Origin of the sequence: Polynucleobacter rarus, assembly GCF_003072505.1 — a bacterium.
GTDB classification, from domain to species: domain Bacteria; phylum Pseudomonadota; class Gammaproteobacteria; order Burkholderiales; family Burkholderiaceae; genus Polynucleobacter; species Polynucleobacter rarus.
The window spans coordinates 1,676,830-1,694,462 of record NZ_NTGB01000001.1 but is presented as its reverse complement, the minus strand read 5'-3'; the positions used below and the strand labels follow the sequence as shown (position 1 = coordinate 1,694,462).

Genomic DNA, 17,633 nt, shown 5'->3' with positions numbered 1-17,633 from the left:
TCTTTGAGGATGGGTTTTTTTATGCCTGAAATTTACTTCCCCCATTTAACCAATAATGCCTTACCCGTTACCCATGAAGTTGAGGTGATGGATGAAAAGGGTCGTAAACAAACGATTTCGATTCCTGGGGAGCGCTCACTCACTATCTATCTTGATAAAAAAGAGATTGTGACCTTAATGACTTTGGGGGCAGCACCTGAAGCTTTAGTCTTGGGTTATCTTAAAAATCAAAATTTAATCGATACGATAGAAAATATCGAAAGTATTCAAGTTGATTGGGAAACCGATTCAGCTGCTGTAAAAACCATCGTCAAAAAAAATGATATTGAAGCATTAACCAGCAAAAGGGTTGTAACCTCTGGTTGTGGTCAAGGGACAATGTTTGGTGAGTTCATGGCAGATTTAGATCGAATTCAATTACCAACTGACGCGAGGCTGAACCAAGTTGCCATTAATCAAATTATTGAGAAGATACGGCAACATCCTTCCATTTATAAACAAGCTGGATCAGTACATGCTTGTGCGGTATTTGAAGTGATTGATAACAATGTGGAGCTTCTATACTTTATTGAAGATGTTGGGCGTCATAATGCAGTTGATGCCATTACAGGTTTAATGTGGCTGGATCGAAAAGATGGCAGAAATCTCGTCTTTTACACGACAGGAAGGCTTACCTCTGAAATGGTTATCAAGGGTGGGCAAATGGGGATTCCATTTCTAATGACCCGTTCCGGGGCAACCCAAATGGGTTTAGAACTCGCAAAAAAAATTAACTTAACCCTTCTGGCTCGTTGTTCTGGGACACATTTTTTAATTTATGAAGGTCAGAGTAGAATTCAATTACAACAGGAAAACCCCTGAATTTCTTAATTTATTGGCTTGTTGAGCAAGTCTGTTTACAATAACACTATGAGTATAAAATCTGACCGTTGGATCCGACGTATGGCTGAACAAACAGGCATGATTGAGCCGTTTGAGCCAGGACAAATTCGTGTAAATGCCTTGGGTGAAAAAATCGTTAGCTATGGCACTTCTAGCTATGGTTATGATATTCGCTGCGCCCCTGAATTCAAAATATTTACCAACATTAATAGTACGATCGTCGATCCTAAGAATTTTGACGAGAAGTCGTTCGTTGACTTTCATGGTGATGTTTGTATCATTCCCCCTAATTCATTTGCTCTAGCTAGAACTGTTGAGTATTTCCGGATTCCTAGAGATATTTTGACTATATGTGTAGGTAAGAGCACCTACGCAAGGTGCGGAATCATCGTCAATGTCACTCCCTTTGAACCAGAGTGGGAAGGCTACGTTACTTTGGAATTCTCAAATACAACACCATTACCTGCGAAAATCTATGCAGGTGAGGGCTGTGCTCAAGTCCTGTTTTTTGGTGCTGATGAAGTCTGTGAAACTTCCTATAAAGACCGCGGCGGAAAATATCAGGGGCAAGTAGGAGTTACACTTCCTAAAACCTAAGGAATTTCCATGGTAGGAAAACGGTTTTTTTCAAAAAAACATCTTGAAGTTGATTTAGAAAAATATCGTTCAGAATTAATTAAACCTACGATTCCTAAGTTTGAAAGTAATCTATACCACTGGTTACTTAGCACCAACTGGCAGATGTTTTTCCTGCTAGTTGTAGTCGTTTATTTATCTTCTAATTTTTTATTTGCAATTGCGTATTATGCCTGTGGACCTGGTTCAGTCAGTAATGCAAGGCCTAATAGTCTAATTGATTTGTTTTTCTTTAGCGTCCAAACCATGGCAACTATCGGTTATGGTCAGATGACTCCTATCGGTACTTTACCTAATTCAATTGTTTCCTTGGAAGCCTTTTTTGGCATTGTTTTTTCAGCTTTAACAACGGGACTTGCGTTTGCTCGCTTCACAAGACCAACCGCCGGAATTCGATTTTCTAAAACGGCACTTGTAGGCTTACATGATGGTAAAAAAGTTTTAAGATTCCGGTTAGGTAATTTACGCTCTTCCAATATTGTAGAGGCGCAGCTTAGTTTATGGCTTGTAATAGACCGCCTCAATCAAGAAAAAGAATTCTATCGTGAAATAGTTGAACTAAAATTAGACAGGAATGAAACACCCTTGTTTACGTTTAGTTGGACAGCTTTTCACCAATTAAGCGAAAATAGCCCTTTGACTGAAATCATTAAAAATCCAGGTCAGAAAAATTGGCACCTATTAGTCACATTCACTGGATATCATGAAAGCTTCGCTAATCAAGTGTATGCAAGGCATGTATATGTACCTTCGCAAATACTCCACAATGCTAATTTTGTGGAACTTCTGAAGACAACGAGTGATGGTAGTAAAAGTATTAGTATGGAAAATTTTGAAAAGATAAAAAGCTATAAAGCTGGAGAGAATAAGGACCTGACATGAAATTAAAATTCCCTGTTGTAATCATTGATGAGGATTTTCGCTCTGAAAATATCTCTGGTTCTGGCATTAGAGATCTAGCCGAAGCGATTGAAAATGAAGGGATGGAAGCCCTTGGGATGACTAGTTATGGTGATTTAACCTCATTCGCTCAACAAGCCGCTCGCGCTTCCTGCTTTATCCTATCGATTGATGATGAGGAATTTTCGGAACCTGATTTTGATGGCTTTGTTGACGTGATCGAAAACCTCAGAAACTTTGTCAAAGCGGTGCGTAAACGTAATGAAGATATTCCAATCTTTTTATACGGAGAAACGAAAACCTCCAGAAATATTCCGAATGATATTTTGCGCGAATTGCATGGCTTTATTCATATGAACGAGGATACGCCGGAATTTGTTGCTCGTCACATTATTCGTGAAGCCAAAGTGTATTTAGATTCACTTGCTCCGCCATTTTTTAAATCTTTAATTCATTATGCCTCGGAAGGTTCTTACTCCTGGCACTGCCCTGGTCACTCAGGTGGAGTCGCCTTTTTAAAGAGCCCTGTGGGACAAATATTCCATCAATTTTTTGGTGAAAATATGCTCAGAGCAGACGTCTGTAATGCGGTTGAGGAATTAGGACAGTTGTTAGATCATACCGGTCCAGTTGCGGCGAGTGAGCGCAATGCAGCTCGTATTTTCGGGGTTGATCACTTATATTTTGTAACGAACGGCACTTCAACTTCAAATAAGATTGTTTGGCACTCAACGGTTGCTCCAGGCGATATAGTGATTGTGGACCGAAACTGTCATAAGTCCGTTCTTCACTCCATTATGATGATGGGCGCGATACCCGTCTTTTTAATGCCAACTAGAAATAATTTTGGCATCATTGGCCCTATTCCAAAAGAAGAGTTCGAGTGGAGCAATATTCAAAGGAAAATTAATAATAATCCTTTCATTAAAGATAAAAATGCTTTGCCTAGAATTTTAACGATTACTCAAAGTACTTATGATGGAGTTGTTTATAACGTTGAAATGATTAAATCCATGTTAGATGGAAAAGTAGATTCATTACATTTTGATGAGGCTTGGTTACCTCATGCAACCTTCTCCGATTTTTATAAAAATATGCATGCAGTAGGTCGCGATCGTGCCAGACCTCAAAAGAGTTTGGTGTTTGCAACCCAATCTACCCATAAGTTACTGGCTGGCTTATCACAGGCATCCCAAATTTTAGTACAAGAATCTGATGATAGAAAACTTGATCCTACTTGCTTTAATGAGTCTTATTTGATGCACACATCAACGAGTCCGCAATATGCAATTATTGCTTCTTGTGACGTGGCTGCAGCAATGATGGAACCACCAGGAGGAACAGCTCTAGTAGAGGAGTCTATCGCGGAAGCGTTAGACTTTAGACGGGCGATGAAAAAGGTAGATGCAGAGTACGGAGATGATTGGTGGTTTAAAGTCTGGGGCCCTGATACCATCGTAGAGGAAGGAATTGGCACTCAAGAAGATTGGATCTTACATGCAGATGATAGTTGGCATAACTTTGGTAAGTTAGCCGATGGTTTTAACATGCTTGACCCAATTAAAGCTACGATCGTAACGCCTGGTATTGATATCGATGGAAATTTTGGTGTTGAAGGTATTCCCGCTAGCATTGTGACAAAGTATTTAGCTGAACATGGCATCATCGTTGAAAAAACAGGCTTATATTCATTCTTTATTATGTTCACCATCGGCATCACCAAAGGACGGTGGAATACCCTAGTTACTGAGTTGCAACAATTTAAAGATCACTATGATAAAAATATGCCTCTATGGAGATGTTTGCCCGAGTTTGCTACCAAGTATCCAAAATACGAAAGGGTGGGACTAAAGGACATTGCCAATACAATTCATGCATTTTATAGAGAGCATGATGTGGCGAAGATGACCACAGAAATGTATTTATCTGACATGATTCCTGCTATGCCGCCTAGTGAGGCTTTTGCAAAAATGGCGCACCGTGATATTGAAAGGGTTTCCATTGACCATTTAGAAAATAGGGTGACTGCGATGCTAGTTACTCCTTACCCACCAGGAATTCCTTTGTTAATCCCAGGTGAGAGATTTAACAAACGGATTGTTGACTATTTAAAATTCGCGCGCGATTTTAATGAAAAATTCCCAGGCTTTGAGACGGATATTCATGGCTTGGTGAAGGATGAAATCGATGGTAAAAAAGCCTATTTTGTAGATTGTGTAAAAGATCTTTAAGTTCTCTTGTTATCAAAAAGCCTATCTAATGAACATTTAGATAGGCTTTTTTTTACCGGTCACAATGAGGCTAAAAAGTGATTTGGTTTTTTAAATTAGCCTTTAAATATTTAGGCTCATTTTAGCGATTGCGATGGCTTTGAGTACCTGTTCTGGTGCTGTACCACCAGTGTGATTGCGAGCATTCACAGAACCTTCAAGTGTTAAAACAGCATATATGTCCTCGCCAATCATTTCTGGCTTTGCTAATTCACAAGCATCTCTAAGAGCGTTCAGGGGGAGTTGGGAAAGATCTAGGCCAAGACTTGCACTCACCTTTACAGCATTCGCTACGGCCTCATGCGCGTCCCTAAAGGCCATTCCCTTACGCACCAAGTAGTCGGCTAAGTCGGTAGCTGTTGCGAAACCTTTACCGACAGCAGAACGAAGATTATCAGGTTTGAACTGGATATGGGGAACCATATCAGCAAAAATTTTCAATGTATCCAAAAGGGTATCAGCGGAATCAAATAAAGGCTCTTTGTCTTCCTGGTTATCCTTGTTGTAGGCCAGAGGTTGACCCTTCATCAGAGTGAGTAAGCTGACTAAATTACCATTGACTCGGCCAGTTTTCCCTCTCGCTAATTCCGGAACATCAGGATTTTTTTTCTGAGGCATGATGGAGCTACCTGTACAGAAGCGATCAGGTAAATCAATGAACCCAAATTGCGGACTCATCCATAGGATCAGTTCCTCAGAAAAGCGAGAGATATGCGTCATGATGATAGATGCAACGGAACAAAACTCAATCGCAAAATCTCGATCAGATACGCCATCGAGAGAGTTTTGGCAAACGCTATCGAATCCGAGTAATTCAGCAACTCGTTCACGGTTAATTGGATAACTAGTGCCCGCTAGAGCGGCAGAACCTAGAGGTAATACATTAAGACGTTTACGACAATCTTCCAGACGACTGGCATCTCTTGTGAACATTGCCACATAAGCCATTAAATGGTGTCCGACAGTAATTGGTTGGGCTACTTGCAAATGGGTAAAGCCCGGCATGATGGTACTTGCATGCTGCTCTGCTAAATTGCAAAACCCCAGCCTTAATTGTTTTAACTCTTGTAAGATTTGATCAATTGCTTGTCGTGTCCATAAGCGAATATCGGTAGTAACTTGGTCATTTCTAGATCTGGCGGTATGTAATTTTTTACCAGCATCGCCAATTAAATGGGTTAGTCTAGCTTCTATGTTTAAGTGAACATCTTCGAGAGCTAATTGCCAATTAAAATCGTCTGATAAAATTTCAGATTGGATTTGTAATAAACCCGATTGAATTTGTTCAAAGTCTTCTTTTGCAATGATTCCTTGTTCAGAAAGCATTTGTGCATGAGCTAGAGAACCGAGTATGTCCACTTCGGCCATACGGTAATCAAAGCCAACAGAGGCCGTGTAACGTTGAACTAATTCAGAAACAGGTTCTGAGAAGCGGGCTGACCACGCTTGTGATTTATTATCTAGAGAATGTTTGGATGATGACATGAATAATATTTTACCCCCAGAACGATTAGTGATGGCTTCTCGTGCAAGTCACCCCGCAAAGATGCAGGCGAAGCATAGTCAACAACTGTTAAAAGGGTTTGAACCTCGTTGCGAAACCTCTATTTTAGGCATGACTTCGGGTGGCGCCCAAATTTTCGTTACAAGCATAGCAAAAATAGCAACTAAAGGCATTTTTAATCAAGAATCAGAAACTACGTTATTAGCTAATCGGGCAATTTTAGCCATTCAATCATTACAGGATGCGGTTATGGATACACCACAAAGGGTTGCTTTACCCTCAATGTTGGAAATCAAGGAACTCCATTGAATTTATTCACAATCATCGTTACAAGACCTCGTGATCAACTTCATCAGGCAATCAAGGCCATTCAAGACGATTTGATTTTCAATGACTTCGATTTAGAAGTACTAGGTCTTCCCTTGTTAGAAATTGTTCCGGATGTCAATGAAAACTTGGCCGGAGAGTTTTATCAAGCTTTATTAGACGCACAGTGGTTAAGTTTTGTCAGTCCCAATGCATTTTTGACTGCAGATCATTTATTAAAAACTTTTCATTATGATTGGCCCACGCATTTAAAGTTGGCTTTGATTGGCGGCGGTACTGAAAAAATCATTTTGGCATCAAGATTCAAACCTGCACTAATGGTTAAGCCTGCCAATGAAGAACAGTGGGACTCAGAGGGACTTTGGTTGCAGTTGTCGGCACAGGAAAAAAAATGGGATGGTAAAAAGGTACTCATCGTAAGGGGTGATACCGGAAGAGATTGGTTGGTCAATCGATTAGAATCCGAGAAAGCCGATGTTCAATTGATTTCGATCTATAAAAGAAAAAATTTAGATCAAAATGATGAATATTGGCAAAATTTCCTTTTAAAGTGGAAAAATTTATCTAAATTACATGTGGCGGATAAAAATAAGCCTTTAATTTGGGTAATGAGTTCATCCCTTGCCTGCCAATACTTAGCTGATACCTTGATTACTCTCGGACTAAAAGAGGTAATATTGAGTCAATCTATCGCATTAGCTACACATGAAAAAATTGCACAAACAGCAAAAGATATTGGTTTTTCAAGGGTGTTGAATATTTTGCCAGGACAGGAAAGTATTTCACAAAGTATTAAAAATTTAATCTTAAAGAAAGCCTAATAAACATGCAGACCACCAAAATTGGTGAAGAAGATAGCCCAACTATTGTGACACGAGAGTTTTCTGACACTAAAAAGCCAAATGGTTTTCAGGTAACTTCATTATTGGATTCTCGCCGTTTTATTCCAATCTTATTTATTACGTCTATCTTATTATTGATAGGCTGTATTTTTTTAGGAGTTCGTTTAAGTGGTAATGTCACAAAGGTTAATGCGTTGGAAGAAGTGACTACTAAAAATGCACGTCAACTAGCAAACTTAAATGAGCTATTGGGTAGAACTTTAGACACGAATAAAGAAGAAGTTGGAGCATTGCCATCAGTTAATCTCAAGCTTTCTTTAGAATTTTTTAAGCACTTAAATGAGTTATTAGCCTCAGTTGATACTTTAACTTTTACCAACCTTCAATCAACAACGAATATTGAAAAACCAAATTCAGTCGAGCCAGTATTAGAAAAATCGAACCGATCTACTAATGCTGAGATTCGATGGTGGAGTAGTTTTTTTAAGCAATTTCTGATTCCATTAAAAACCTATTTCACAGAATTAGTTCATGTTCAAGTGATTGATTCGCCGGTAACTGAATTAGCGATTTCGCCCACTTCACAGACCTTAATGAAGCAAGAAGTGACACTTAGACTCTTAACAATTCGCCAATTGGTCTTGAACGGACTAGCTCATGAAGCTCTGATTGAAACAAAAAACTTACACGCATTAATTTCTAAAAATTTCAACCTAATGGATGAATCAGTTAAAAAATTTATAGCCAATTTAGATCAGTTAGTTATTGAACTTGAAAAAATTAAAAATGGTTTTCAATCTAATCAAAAAAACATGAAAGAGAACTAACATGCGCTTTCTTATTTGGTTAGCTATCCTATCAGTGGGTGCAGTCGTCGCAGCTTGGTTGATGAAATTTAATACTGGACATGTGGTTCTTTTTTGGAATATTCATCGCATAGACTTAAGCCTGAATATGGCCTTGATTCTTTTTGTCATTTTTAGCAGTATCTTTTTCGTTACTTTGCGTCTAATTAATGAATTAATCAACTTACCACTTAAAGCTAAAGCCTATCGATTAAGATCAAAAAGTATACAGGCTGCTGAGGACTTGGCTAGGGCCATGGATTATTTATTTGCAGGCAGATTTAGCAAAGCAATTAAAGTAGCTCATTTCCCAAGCCTCTTTCCTGAAACTTCTAATATTGCATTAATGATTGTTGCACAAGCGAATCATCAATTAAAAAATGGTGAATCACGTGATGAAGCTTTAGAAAACATTAAAGATTCAAAACATCTTCAAGCTAAATTAATTTTACAGGCACAGTTTTTAGTAGATGATCGCCAGTCTAGTGCTGCCCTAAAAATTATTAAACAACTACAAGAAAAGGGTGCACGTCAGTTTCTTGTGCAAAGTATTGCGATGCGAGCGCATCAAATTTCAAAAAACTGGTTAGAAGTAATTCGGTTGGCAAACAATCTAAAAAAACGTAATTATTTAAGTCCCTTATTGGCTGATGCAAGAATGTTAGAAGCTTTAAATCAGCTATTAAATAATAAACAGTACACCAGTCAAGATCTACTAAAACAGTGGCAGGAGTTATCCTCAGTGGATCAACAAAATCCAGCCTTAATGCGCTTATTTATTAAGGGCTTTATTCAGTTGAATGATTCTACGAACGCTAAAAAATTATTTGATTTTGGCTTCGCTATTAAAGTTTTCCCAGAGTTGGTTTTGTTGGTGCCAAGCTATACCAAAATGAGTGGTGTTTTAAGGAATGAATCCATTCTGCTGATAGAGAAACTCTTAAAACAAGATATGGCAAATCATTATCTGCAATTTGCAATGGGGGAGTTATGTTATTTGCAACAGTTGTGGGGCAAGTCCATCGCCTGTTATGAATCTGTAATTAGCTCTCCTCATGTGAAGAATGATTTGAAGGAGCAATCCCACTTTAGATTATTTTCTATCTATGAAGAAAATGAAAATGCACAGCAAAGTGCTGTGCATCAGAAAAAATTAATACAACTCCTCGCAAATAAAATTAATTACGAGTAGTTGTATATTTTCAATTAACGCGGGCGAAAAGCAGATGGTTTGCTAAAAGTTTTAGCAGGTTTATCTCTATTGAAACCGCCTTCTTTAGCTTTAGGGCCAGTATAGCGTTGTTCTGCCGAACTACCTGTTGTAGCAACTGGTTTCTTTCTGGCTGGCTCACCAAAGGGTTTAGCACTTGTTCGTGGAGCTGAATCAGGCTTTCCAAATGATTTGGTTTCACTTCTTCTACCTTTGCCGTACTTGTCGCTGCTTGCACCTTCAGATGGCGCGAAAGTTCTTTTAGGACCTTCAGAAGGAGTAAATGTCCTTTTTTCACCTTCAGATGGAGTAAAAGTTCTTTTTTCACCAGTGTAACTGGAGCTTGAAGAACCCTCAAAAGAGGAACGGTTTGGACCACCACGACGTGCATTGCCGCCACCATTACCACCACCATAACCACCGCTACGCTCAGATGAACGACCACCACCAGACCGACCGCCGCCAGATCTTCCACCTGGGCGTCCTGAACTGGATTGTTCAGGTTTTTTCTGGGGTTCTAAACCAGGAATGACTGAAGCCGGTAAAGGCTGTTGAGTAAAGCGTTCAATTGCACGAATTTTAATTCTTTCACTATGTTGGGCAATCGTAATCGCAACACCACTTCTGCCAGCACGACCAGTACGACCGATACGGTGTGTGTAATCTTCAGGTTTCATTGGTAAGCCAAAGTTAATGACATGGCTAATCGTTGGTACGTCAATACCTCTTGCGGCGACGTCAGTTGCGACCAAAATTTTTGTGACACCTTTACGTAATGAATCTAAGCGACGATTACGAACTGCTTGGGGCATTGCACCATGCAAGGCACTCGCCGCATAGCCGTCAACTCGTAAGTTCTCAGCAATATCTTCACTCTCAATTTGAGTACTTGCAAAAATAACTGCTTGGTCCAAACTTGGATCTGATAACCAGTGACGTAAGATTTTATGTTTATGTGAAACACTGTCAGCCCAGTGCATAGTTTGTGTAATATTCGAGTGCACATCACCTGCATGAGCTAACTCGATACGGGTTGGATTATTCACGAGTTCTGCCGCTAATTCCATAATTCTAGGCGCAAAAGTTGCTGAGAACATGAGTGTTTGCTGAAGTGTTTCGCAACGACGATGAATGTTTTCTAAATCCTCGGCAAAACCTAAGTCCAACATACGATCTGCTTCATCAACTACTAAAGCTTGCACTTTATCTAAGCGAATAGCACGACTATCATTTAAATCGAGTAAACGTCCTGGGGTCGCTACAACGATTTGTGCACCTTTAATTTGTGCGATTTGTTTACCGTAAGGCATACCGCCCATAATAGTGGCGATTCTGATACCACGACAGAATTTGACTAAATCAATTGCATCTGCGGCAACCTGTTGAGCAAGTTCTCTAGTCGGACAAAGTACCAAGTAAGTTGGTTCTGCACGACCGGGTATTGGTTTGTTATTTGGGTTTGCTTCAATTAGTTTTTGTAAAAGTGGTAATAAGAATGCCGCAGTCTTACCGCTTCCGGTTTGACTACTCACCATCAAGTCACCACCATCCATTGCGGCTGGGAAAACTTGTTCTTGTACAGGGGTTGTTGAGGTAAAGCCTAATGCTTCCACGGCTTCAAGCAAAGGGGCTGCTAAGTTTAATTCTTTAAAAGTTAAGGACATATCTACTCACACCCGATTAAGAGTGTCTCCAATGTTGGCGCCATGCTGCTTGAGCAAGTTATAGACGCACTAGGTCAAAAGGCATCGACCATCAACATTAGGAGTAGGCGCTAATACTAAATAAATAGTTATTGCTCAGTGAAATCAATATATGGGATTTCGGGGCGACTACGTCTTCAAGACTAACCTAAATATACATTTAGGGGTTTTTGTCAGCACTGCTGGGGACGATGAAATATACAACAGTGCGTATTATTGCATGATATGTTAGGGTTTGTCCTAATTATTTTTATAAATATCTTAAATTCCTCAATTTCAAAGGATCTTAAGAAGTTTTTTAATTCGGTTACCGTAGGGCGGATGAGCCATTTTGGTTCCACCTAGCGATTTGATGCCAAGAAAACTTCTCATTTCCATTACTGGCTTTAAATGACTAAAGGTATCAAAACCAAATTTTCCATGATAAGAGCCCATTCCACTTGCACCAACTCCACCAAAGGGCAGGTAATGTGAACTGTAGTGCAGTAAGGTGTCGTTCAAAGTAACACCGCCTGATTTTGTTTGATTTAAAAGCAGGGAAATGTTGGCTGATGATTGACCAAAATAGTAAATGCAAAGAGGGTTTGGCCTTTGATTGATAAAGGCATATGCATCTTGAATCTTGTCGTATCCTAAAATTGGCAAAATAGGGCCAAAAATTTCTTCCTGCATTACTGCTGATTGACTGGTAGGCTTTAATACGAGGGTTGGCACAAATGGTGAGTGATGTGTTTCATCTGCTAAGCCCAATGGAATCGTTTGAAAGCCTTTATCAATTGCATCCTGTAGTAAAAAATTCCATCTAGTCAATTGGGCTTGATCAATCGGATGGGTTAAACCTTCATCAGTAGGATACATTTTTAGAAAACTTTTTTGTAACTCATTAATGCATTCTTCAAGTAAGTGATGAGGAACTAAAAGGTAGTCAGGGGCAATACAAGTTTGGCCGGCATTAAATAACTTACCATACATAATTCTTGCACAAGCATCAGCTAGATTTACGGAAGTATCAATAATGGCTGGCGACTTTCCACCTAATTCAAGGGTGACTGGTGTCAAATTTTCAGCAGCTGCTTTTGCGACTAATTGTCCAGTACTCGTGCTACCTGTGAATAATAAATGGTGAAAGGGTAATTCTGAAAAATTCCTTGAAACATCAGCTCCCCCAGTAATCACGGTCAGTTCGGCAGGATTAAAGTATTGTTGAACTAGGGTGGCGAGATAACCGGAAGTGCGTGCTGAGCGTTCTGAAGGTTTTAACCAGACGCGGTTACCCGCTGCAAAAGCAGTAATTACTGGAATGAGCGCTAGGGCCAAGGGATAGTTCCATGGACTCATGATGCCAACAATACCCTTGGGTTGAGGCACTATATAAGCTTTGCTGGGCCTTAAATAGGCTGGGTTAGGCACTTTTTGCTTAGCCGCCCATTTATTTAGGTTCTTTAAAGTAAATTTTGCTGAACTACGGATCATCGCAATTTCGGCTATTTGCGTTTCAATGTTGTTACGAAAATGAAAATCTGCTTGAATGACTTTGCAGAGATTTTCCTCATTTTCATTTAACATAGTTAACAGACGATTAATCCTATCTTTTCGAACTGAAACGGTTGGACAAGGATCTAGAAGGTAGGCTTGACTTGCTAAGTCAAAATCATATAAAAATGGGTTCATAAATACGTGAGAAGGTGAAATGATTAATTCAATTGATTTAGATAATAAATTACAAATTGCAACATTAGGTGGTGGTTGTTTTTGGTGTTTGGAAGCTGTATATCAGGACCTTAGAGGCGTTCATCAAGTTATTTCTGGATATGCAGGGGGTCATGTTGAATTTCCTGATTATGAGTCTGTTTGTGATGGGGTTACGGGACATGCTGAGGTTGTTCAGATTCATTTTAATCCTGATGAAGTTACTTATCGTCAAATTTTAGAAGTGTTTTTTGTCATCCACGACCCAACCACCCCAAATCGTCAGGGGAATGACGTTGGAACGCAGTATAGATCCGTTATTTATTGTGAAGATGAAGATCAAATTAATTGCGCTTTAGATGTAATTAATGAACTTACTACCCAAAAAACCTACGCTGATACCATTGTCACTGAAATTATGTTAGCCCCCACTTTTTATCCGGCAGAGGCTTATCACCAAAACTATTTTAAACAGCATCCTGGGCAAGGTTATTGTGCTTATGTGGTGGCTCCAAAACTACAAAAATTTCAAAAGACTTTTAAAGCAATTTCTTTATCAAGCTCATCTTAAGTATTCAAAATTACGGGGCTAGGCGGCTAATTACCCATTGGTTGTCTTGTTTAGTGTAGCTAATCCGATCATGCAGTCTTGAGGGTCTGCCTTGCCAAAACTCGATTCTGTGGGGCACCACCATATATCCCCCCCAATGCTCTGGCCTTGGGGGATTTTCGCCAAACTTTGCAAGGTAAAACTTTTCTTGATTTTCTAGATACTCACGATCCGGAACACGTTCGCTCTGACTTGATGCCCAGGCCCCAATGCGCGAGGCTAGTGGACGGGAGTAATAATACTTATCGCTCATTTCAGCGGACACTTTTTGTACTATGCCATCAACTCGAACTTGTCTTTCAAGTTCATGCCAAAAAAACAATAGAGCAACTTGCGGATTGTTTTTCATCTCATTTGCTTTTTGGCTTAAATAATTTGTATAGAAGACGAATTGATCGTTTTCTAAGCCCTTTAAAAGAACGGTTCTCAAGCTCGGTGCGCCATCGGAGTTGACGGTAGCAAGACTCATGGCGTGCGGTTCAGGACATTGTGCTTTACTTGCTTGGTCAAACCAAAGCTTAAATAGTTCGAAAGGATTATCTAAGGCATCTTTTTCAGATAAACTTCCTTTGGAATACGTTTTTCTTAAATCTGCTAAATTATTCATCGTTTTAATAACCTGAATTGAAAGTAAATAATACTGAATACAATGAATGATACAACTGAAATCACTGTTGAGCGAAGGTTAGGGGGGGTAGCTAGACTTTACGGAGTTGATGGATACGAATCCTTACAAAATGCCCACGTCATTGTGGTTGGCTTAGGTGGTGTAGGGTCTTGGGCTGCAGAAGCGCTTGCGCGTAGCGCCGTTGGCGAAATTACTTTAATTGACTTTGATCACATCTCAATTAGCAATACGAATCGACAATTACACGCTTTAGATGGTGAGTTTGGAAAGTCTAAAGTGGCAGCGATGCGACAGCGCTTACAACTGATTAATCCCGATGTAATGGTGCATATGATTGATGATTTTCTAAAGCCTGAAAATATTGAAACCTACATTCCCTCAGGGAGTTTTGTATTAGACGCAACCGATGATTTAAAAACAAAAGTTAGTTTAGCTGTCTGGTGTAAATACCATCACATTCCTTTTGTGATGGCGGGTGCCGCTGGAGGTAAGTCAGACCCTACAGCGATTCAAATAGCCGATTTATCACTGTCCACCCAAGATCCATTACTCTCGAAGATTCGTGCATTACTCAGACAAAAACATGGCTTTGAAAAAAATCCAAAGAAAAAAATGAAGGTGCAAGTGGTCTATTCGAGTGAACCAAGAAAAGGAATTGCAAACGGTGGATTAGCTTGTAATGGTTACGGCTCTGGCGTAACAGTGACAGCTAGTTTTGGTATGATTTGCGCTTCTTATATCATTACCAAAATCATTGCATCAAAGAAAACGGTCTAATATTTTTCTGCTTTGTTTATCAATAGTTTTTCTATTTTTCAATAAATATTGAATACCATCAGCATCTGTAATTAAAAGCGCCACATCAGAAATCCTGCGAATATCTTGTTCGCTCTTTAATTTGAGTCTAGTCGGACCTCTGTCAGTTTGGATATCCCACATGCTAGGAAGAGAGAAAGTATTCAGTCCTGAGATTTTGTGGATGACTGGAATAAACTCGATTTGAGAAAGTGTCTCACTAACAATATTTCGCTCATATGGGGTTAATTCATCCAAACTTTCGAACCAAATTAATTCATGTCCATCTGAATCGACAATTGAAAAACCATTCTCAGGATCTGAAATTGGAAAGGCTCTAGTAATACGAATATTCTCAAATACTGTACCTTGAGAGTCTTCAGCTTTGACAGTACCATTCTTGTTTTTGCTAATTGTGTAACCTTGCATAATTAAATGGACTCCGCAATTTCGGCAGCATGTCTCGCTTGGGCCTGATAGAGTTGATAGTAAGTGCCTTGAGCTAACATTAATTCATCATGATTACCAACTTCAACAATTTCACCTTTATCCAAAACAATCAGTCGATCTGCTTTTCTTAAAGTTGATAACCTATGTGCAATGGCCAAGGTAGTTCTCCCTTGAACTAAATTATCTAGTGCTTTTTGTATTTCTTTTTCTGTGGTGGTATCAACTGAGGAGGTGGCCTCATCTAGTATTAAGATCCTAGGATTAATTAATAAGGCACGCGCGATAGAAATCCTTTGTCGCTCGCCGCCAGACAGGGATTGACCTCGTTCGCCGACTAAGGAGTCGTATCCTAATGGTAAGCGCAAAATAAAATCATGGGCATTGGCTGCTTTAGCTGCTTGGACGATTTCAGAGCGGGTAGCGTTTGGTTTACCGTAGGCAATATTTTCAGCAATAGTGCCGAAAAATAAAAACGGCTCTTGTAAGACCATCCCGAATTGTTTTCTTAGCTCATCAATAGCAATGGACCTTACATCAACACCGTCAATCTTCACTGAACCTTCGCTGACATCATAAAAACGACAAATAAGATTCACAAGGGTACTTTTACCAGAGCCGCTATGTCCAACTAATCCAATCATTTCACCCGGTTGAATATCTAAATTAATATTTTTGGTGACTGCACGGTTGCCATAACGAAAGCCAACATTGCGTAATTCAATCTTCCCTTGAACTGGCTGGTTCATTGGCACCGGTTGAGTAGGTTCAGGGACGCTGGATACGTGATCTAAAATATCAAATACTCGCTTGGCCCCAGCGGCTGCTTTTTGAGTATGGGAAACAATTCGACTCATCGAGTCCATTCGACTATAAAAGCGTGCAATGTAAGCTAAAAAAGCAGTTAAAACTCCGACCGTGATCTTATCATTAGCTACTTGATAAATGCCAAATCCCCAAACCACCAATAAACCGATTTCTGTCAGTAAGGTTACCGTAGGTGCAAAGGATGCCCAGATTCTATTCACCTGATCATTCACCTCTAAATTTCGTTGATTTGCTTGAATAAAGCGTTGATTTTCTCGATTTTCTTGGGCAAAGGCTTTTACCACTCGAATACCTGGGATGGTATCTGAGAGGACATTATTCACTTCTGACCAGTTTCGATCGACTTTTTCAAAGCCAAAGCGCAGTTTATCCCTCACAAAATGAATCATCCAAGCAATAAAGGGTAAAGGCATTAAAGTGACTAATGCCAATAGAGGATCAATACTAATCAAGATGCAGGCGGTCATGATTAGCATCAATAAATCCGTAGCAAAATCCAACAAATGCAATGAGAGGAATATACAAATTCGATCGGTTTCAGCACCAATTCGAGACATCAAGTCACCCGTTCTTTTCGAACCAAAATACTCTAAAGACAAGCGAATCATATGGTTAAACGTTTTGGTTCGAAGTTCCATGCCAATTCGCTCACTAACCAAGGCAAGAATATAAGTTTTCCACCAGCCAAGACCCCATGCCATTAAGGCGGCTAGTAAAAGCCCCCCTAAGTACATGGCTGCCAAATCAAAATTCATTACCTTGGTGGCTTGATAAGGAATCAATACCTCATCCATTAATGGCATGGTGATATAAGGAGGGATTAAAGTCGCTCCAGTCGAAAGGATGGTTAGAAAAAAACCAAGGATGAGTTGAGATTGATAAGGTTTTGCAAAACGCCACAACTTAAAAAGAGTCCAAGTTGAGGGAGGAACTTCATTTTCTGGGTCACATACCAAGCATTGTTCTTGGTTTGGCAGAAGTGGCGTTTGACAATATGGACAGTTAACCTCATTAACCAGCGATAAAGAGGTGGACTCTGCACTTTTAGAACGATTCTGAAATTGCTCTTTGAACTGATTTACTGCCAAATTAAGGGATAGGGTATGGTGCCACGATTCGATATGCTGTTCAAATTCTAAGAGCCTAATATGACCAATTCCAGCATGATCATACTGTTGAAAATAAGCTTCTGATCCAAAAGACCATTCCCCAATGATTTTTCCCGCAGTTGAAATCTGCAAAATTTTAAACTGTTCACGTCGCTCGGTTGACAGCAAAATTAAAAGGGATTTCTCAAAGAAGAGATGTTGATTTAAGTCTATCTCTAAGCAACTTAATAAGGTCAGTGAAGATTCCCATAATTGTTCAGATTGAACAATGTTTTTCCACTTTAAGGGTAATGGAAAATTAGCGGAGATATGATTTAGATTCGAATCCATCAGAAAAGTATAGTGGACAGAATTGAAATTTGTAACATTTTTGAAATTCAATTTTAGTTACTGATGGCATTTTAATGA

General features: G+C 39.5%; 16 protein-coding genes. 10 read left to right on the top strand and 6 right to left on the bottom strand.

Annotation, left to right across the window (positions count from 1 at the left end; translation table 11 throughout):
* Positions 1 to 21: 21 nt before the first annotated feature.
* From AOC35_RS07970 to AOC35_RS07955, 4 genes are read left to right on the top strand one after another with little or no spacing between them, the layout of a single operon-like run.
* On the top strand, positions 22 to 861 hold the full coding sequence (locus AOC35_RS07970; protein ID WP_108648764.1) for a formate dehydrogenase accessory sulfurtransferase FdhD: 840 nt from the start codon (positions 22 to 24) through the stop codon (positions 859 to 861).
* 48 nt (positions 862 to 909) lie between these two features.
* On the top strand, positions 910 to 1,479 hold the full coding sequence (dcd, locus tag AOC35_RS07965) for a dCTP deaminase (RefSeq protein ID WP_108646584.1): 570 nt from the start codon (positions 910 to 912) through the stop codon (positions 1,477 to 1,479).
* A gap of 9 nt (positions 1,480 to 1,488) precedes the next feature.
* Entirely contained in the window at positions 1,489 to 2,400 is a 912-nt protein-coding gene (locus AOC35_RS07960; RefSeq protein WP_108646583.1) for an ion channel, read from the top strand.
* Complete coding sequence (locus tag AOC35_RS07955; RefSeq protein ID WP_108646582.1) at positions 2,397 to 4,649, top strand: arginine/lysine/ornithine decarboxylase; 2,253 nt, start codon at positions 2,397 to 2,399, stop codon at positions 4,647 to 4,649. Before AOC35_RS07960 ends, AOC35_RS07955 begins: the two co-directional genes overlap by 4 nt.
* A gap of 102 nt (positions 4,650 to 4,751) precedes the next feature.
* On the opposite strand, the gene argH is transcribed toward AOC35_RS07955, so the two are convergent.
* On the bottom strand, positions 4,752 to 6,173 hold the full coding sequence (gene argH / locus AOC35_RS07950) for an argininosuccinate lyase (protein WP_108646581.1): 1,422 nt from the start codon (positions 6,171 to 6,173) through the stop codon (positions 4,752 to 4,754).
* Between argH and AOC35_RS07945 the strand changes: the two genes are divergently transcribed.
* Genes AOC35_RS07945 through AOC35_RS07930 form a run of 4 tightly spaced genes read left to right on the top strand, consistent with a single transcriptional unit; the run spans position 6,172 to position 9,398 of the window.
* Entirely contained in the window at positions 6,172 to 6,501 is a 330-nt protein-coding gene (locus AOC35_RS07945; protein ID WP_108646580.1) for a hypothetical protein, read from the top strand. The two genes, argH and AOC35_RS07945, sit on opposite strands and share 2 nt — an antisense overlap.
* Complete coding sequence (locus tag AOC35_RS07940) at positions 6,498 to 7,340, top strand: uroporphyrinogen-III synthase (protein ID WP_159077523.1); 843 nt, start codon at positions 6,498 to 6,500, stop codon at positions 7,338 to 7,340. The genes AOC35_RS07945 and AOC35_RS07940 overlap by 4 nt, the downstream gene beginning before the upstream one ends.
* Before the next feature lie 5 nt (positions 7,341 to 7,345).
* Entirely contained in the window at positions 7,346 to 8,188 is an 843-nt protein-coding gene (locus AOC35_RS07935) for a hypothetical protein (RefSeq protein ID WP_108646578.1), read from the top strand.
* Position 8,189: 1 nt separating this feature from the next.
* Positions 8,190 to 9,398, top strand: coding sequence for a heme biosynthesis HemY N-terminal domain-containing protein (locus AOC35_RS07930; RefSeq protein ID WP_108646577.1), 1,209 nt, complete (start codon positions 8,190 to 8,192; stop codon positions 9,396 to 9,398).
* A gap of 14 nt (positions 9,399 to 9,412) precedes the next feature.
* Here AOC35_RS07930 and AOC35_RS07925 read toward each other — a convergent pair whose 3' ends face one another.
* A complete protein-coding gene (locus AOC35_RS07925; protein ID WP_108646576.1) occupies positions 9,413 to 11,080 on the bottom strand; it encodes a DEAD/DEAH box helicase in 1,668 nt (555 codons plus the stop codon).
* Positions 11,081 to 11,395: 315 nt separating this feature from the next.
* The gene (locus tag AOC35_RS07920; protein ID WP_108646575.1) at positions 11,396 to 12,790 is read right to left on the bottom strand and encodes a coniferyl aldehyde dehydrogenase; all 1,395 of its coding nucleotides are present in this window, start codon (positions 12,788 to 12,790) and stop codon (positions 11,396 to 11,398) included.
* A gap of 19 nt (positions 12,791 to 12,809) precedes the next feature.
* Here AOC35_RS07920 and msrA point away from each other — a divergent pair, with 19 nt between their 5' ends.
* Positions 12,810 to 13,379 (top strand): peptide-methionine (S)-S-oxide reductase MsrA, encoded by a 570-nt coding sequence (gene msrA / locus AOC35_RS07915; RefSeq protein WP_108646574.1) that lies wholly within the window; start codon positions 12,810 to 12,812, stop codon positions 13,377 to 13,379.
* A gap of 10 nt (positions 13,380 to 13,389) precedes the next feature.
* Here the strand turns inward: msrA and pdxH are convergent, their stop codons facing one another.
* Positions 13,390 to 14,025 (bottom strand): pyridoxamine 5'-phosphate oxidase, encoded by a 636-nt coding sequence (gene pdxH / locus AOC35_RS07910; RefSeq protein WP_108646573.1) that lies wholly within the window; start codon positions 14,023 to 14,025, stop codon positions 13,390 to 13,392.
* Positions 14,026 to 14,067: 42 nt separating this feature from the next.
* On the opposite strand from pdxH, the gene AOC35_RS07905 reads away from it, so the two are divergent.
* Positions 14,068 to 14,823, top strand: a complete 756-nt coding sequence (locus AOC35_RS07905; protein WP_108646572.1) for a tRNA threonylcarbamoyladenosine dehydratase — start codon at positions 14,068 to 14,070, stop codon at positions 14,821 to 14,823.
* Here the strand turns inward: AOC35_RS07905 and AOC35_RS07900 are convergent.
* Both AOC35_RS07900 and AOC35_RS07895 read right to left on the bottom strand, forming a co-directional pair.
* Complete coding sequence (locus AOC35_RS07900; RefSeq protein ID WP_108646571.1) at positions 14,806 to 15,270, bottom strand: cyanophycin metabolism-associated DUF1854 family protein; 465 nt, start codon at positions 15,268 to 15,270, stop codon at positions 14,806 to 14,808. The two genes, AOC35_RS07905 and AOC35_RS07900, sit on opposite strands and share 18 nt — an antisense overlap.
* Positions 15,271 to 15,272: 2 nt before the next feature.
* Positions 15,273 to 17,555: a cyanophycin metabolism-associated ABC transporter gene (locus tag AOC35_RS07895; RefSeq protein WP_108646570.1), complete on the bottom strand. Its 2,283-nt coding sequence runs from the start codon at positions 17,553 to 17,555 to the stop codon at positions 15,273 to 15,275.
* Positions 17,556 to 17,633: the final 78 nt, after the last annotated feature.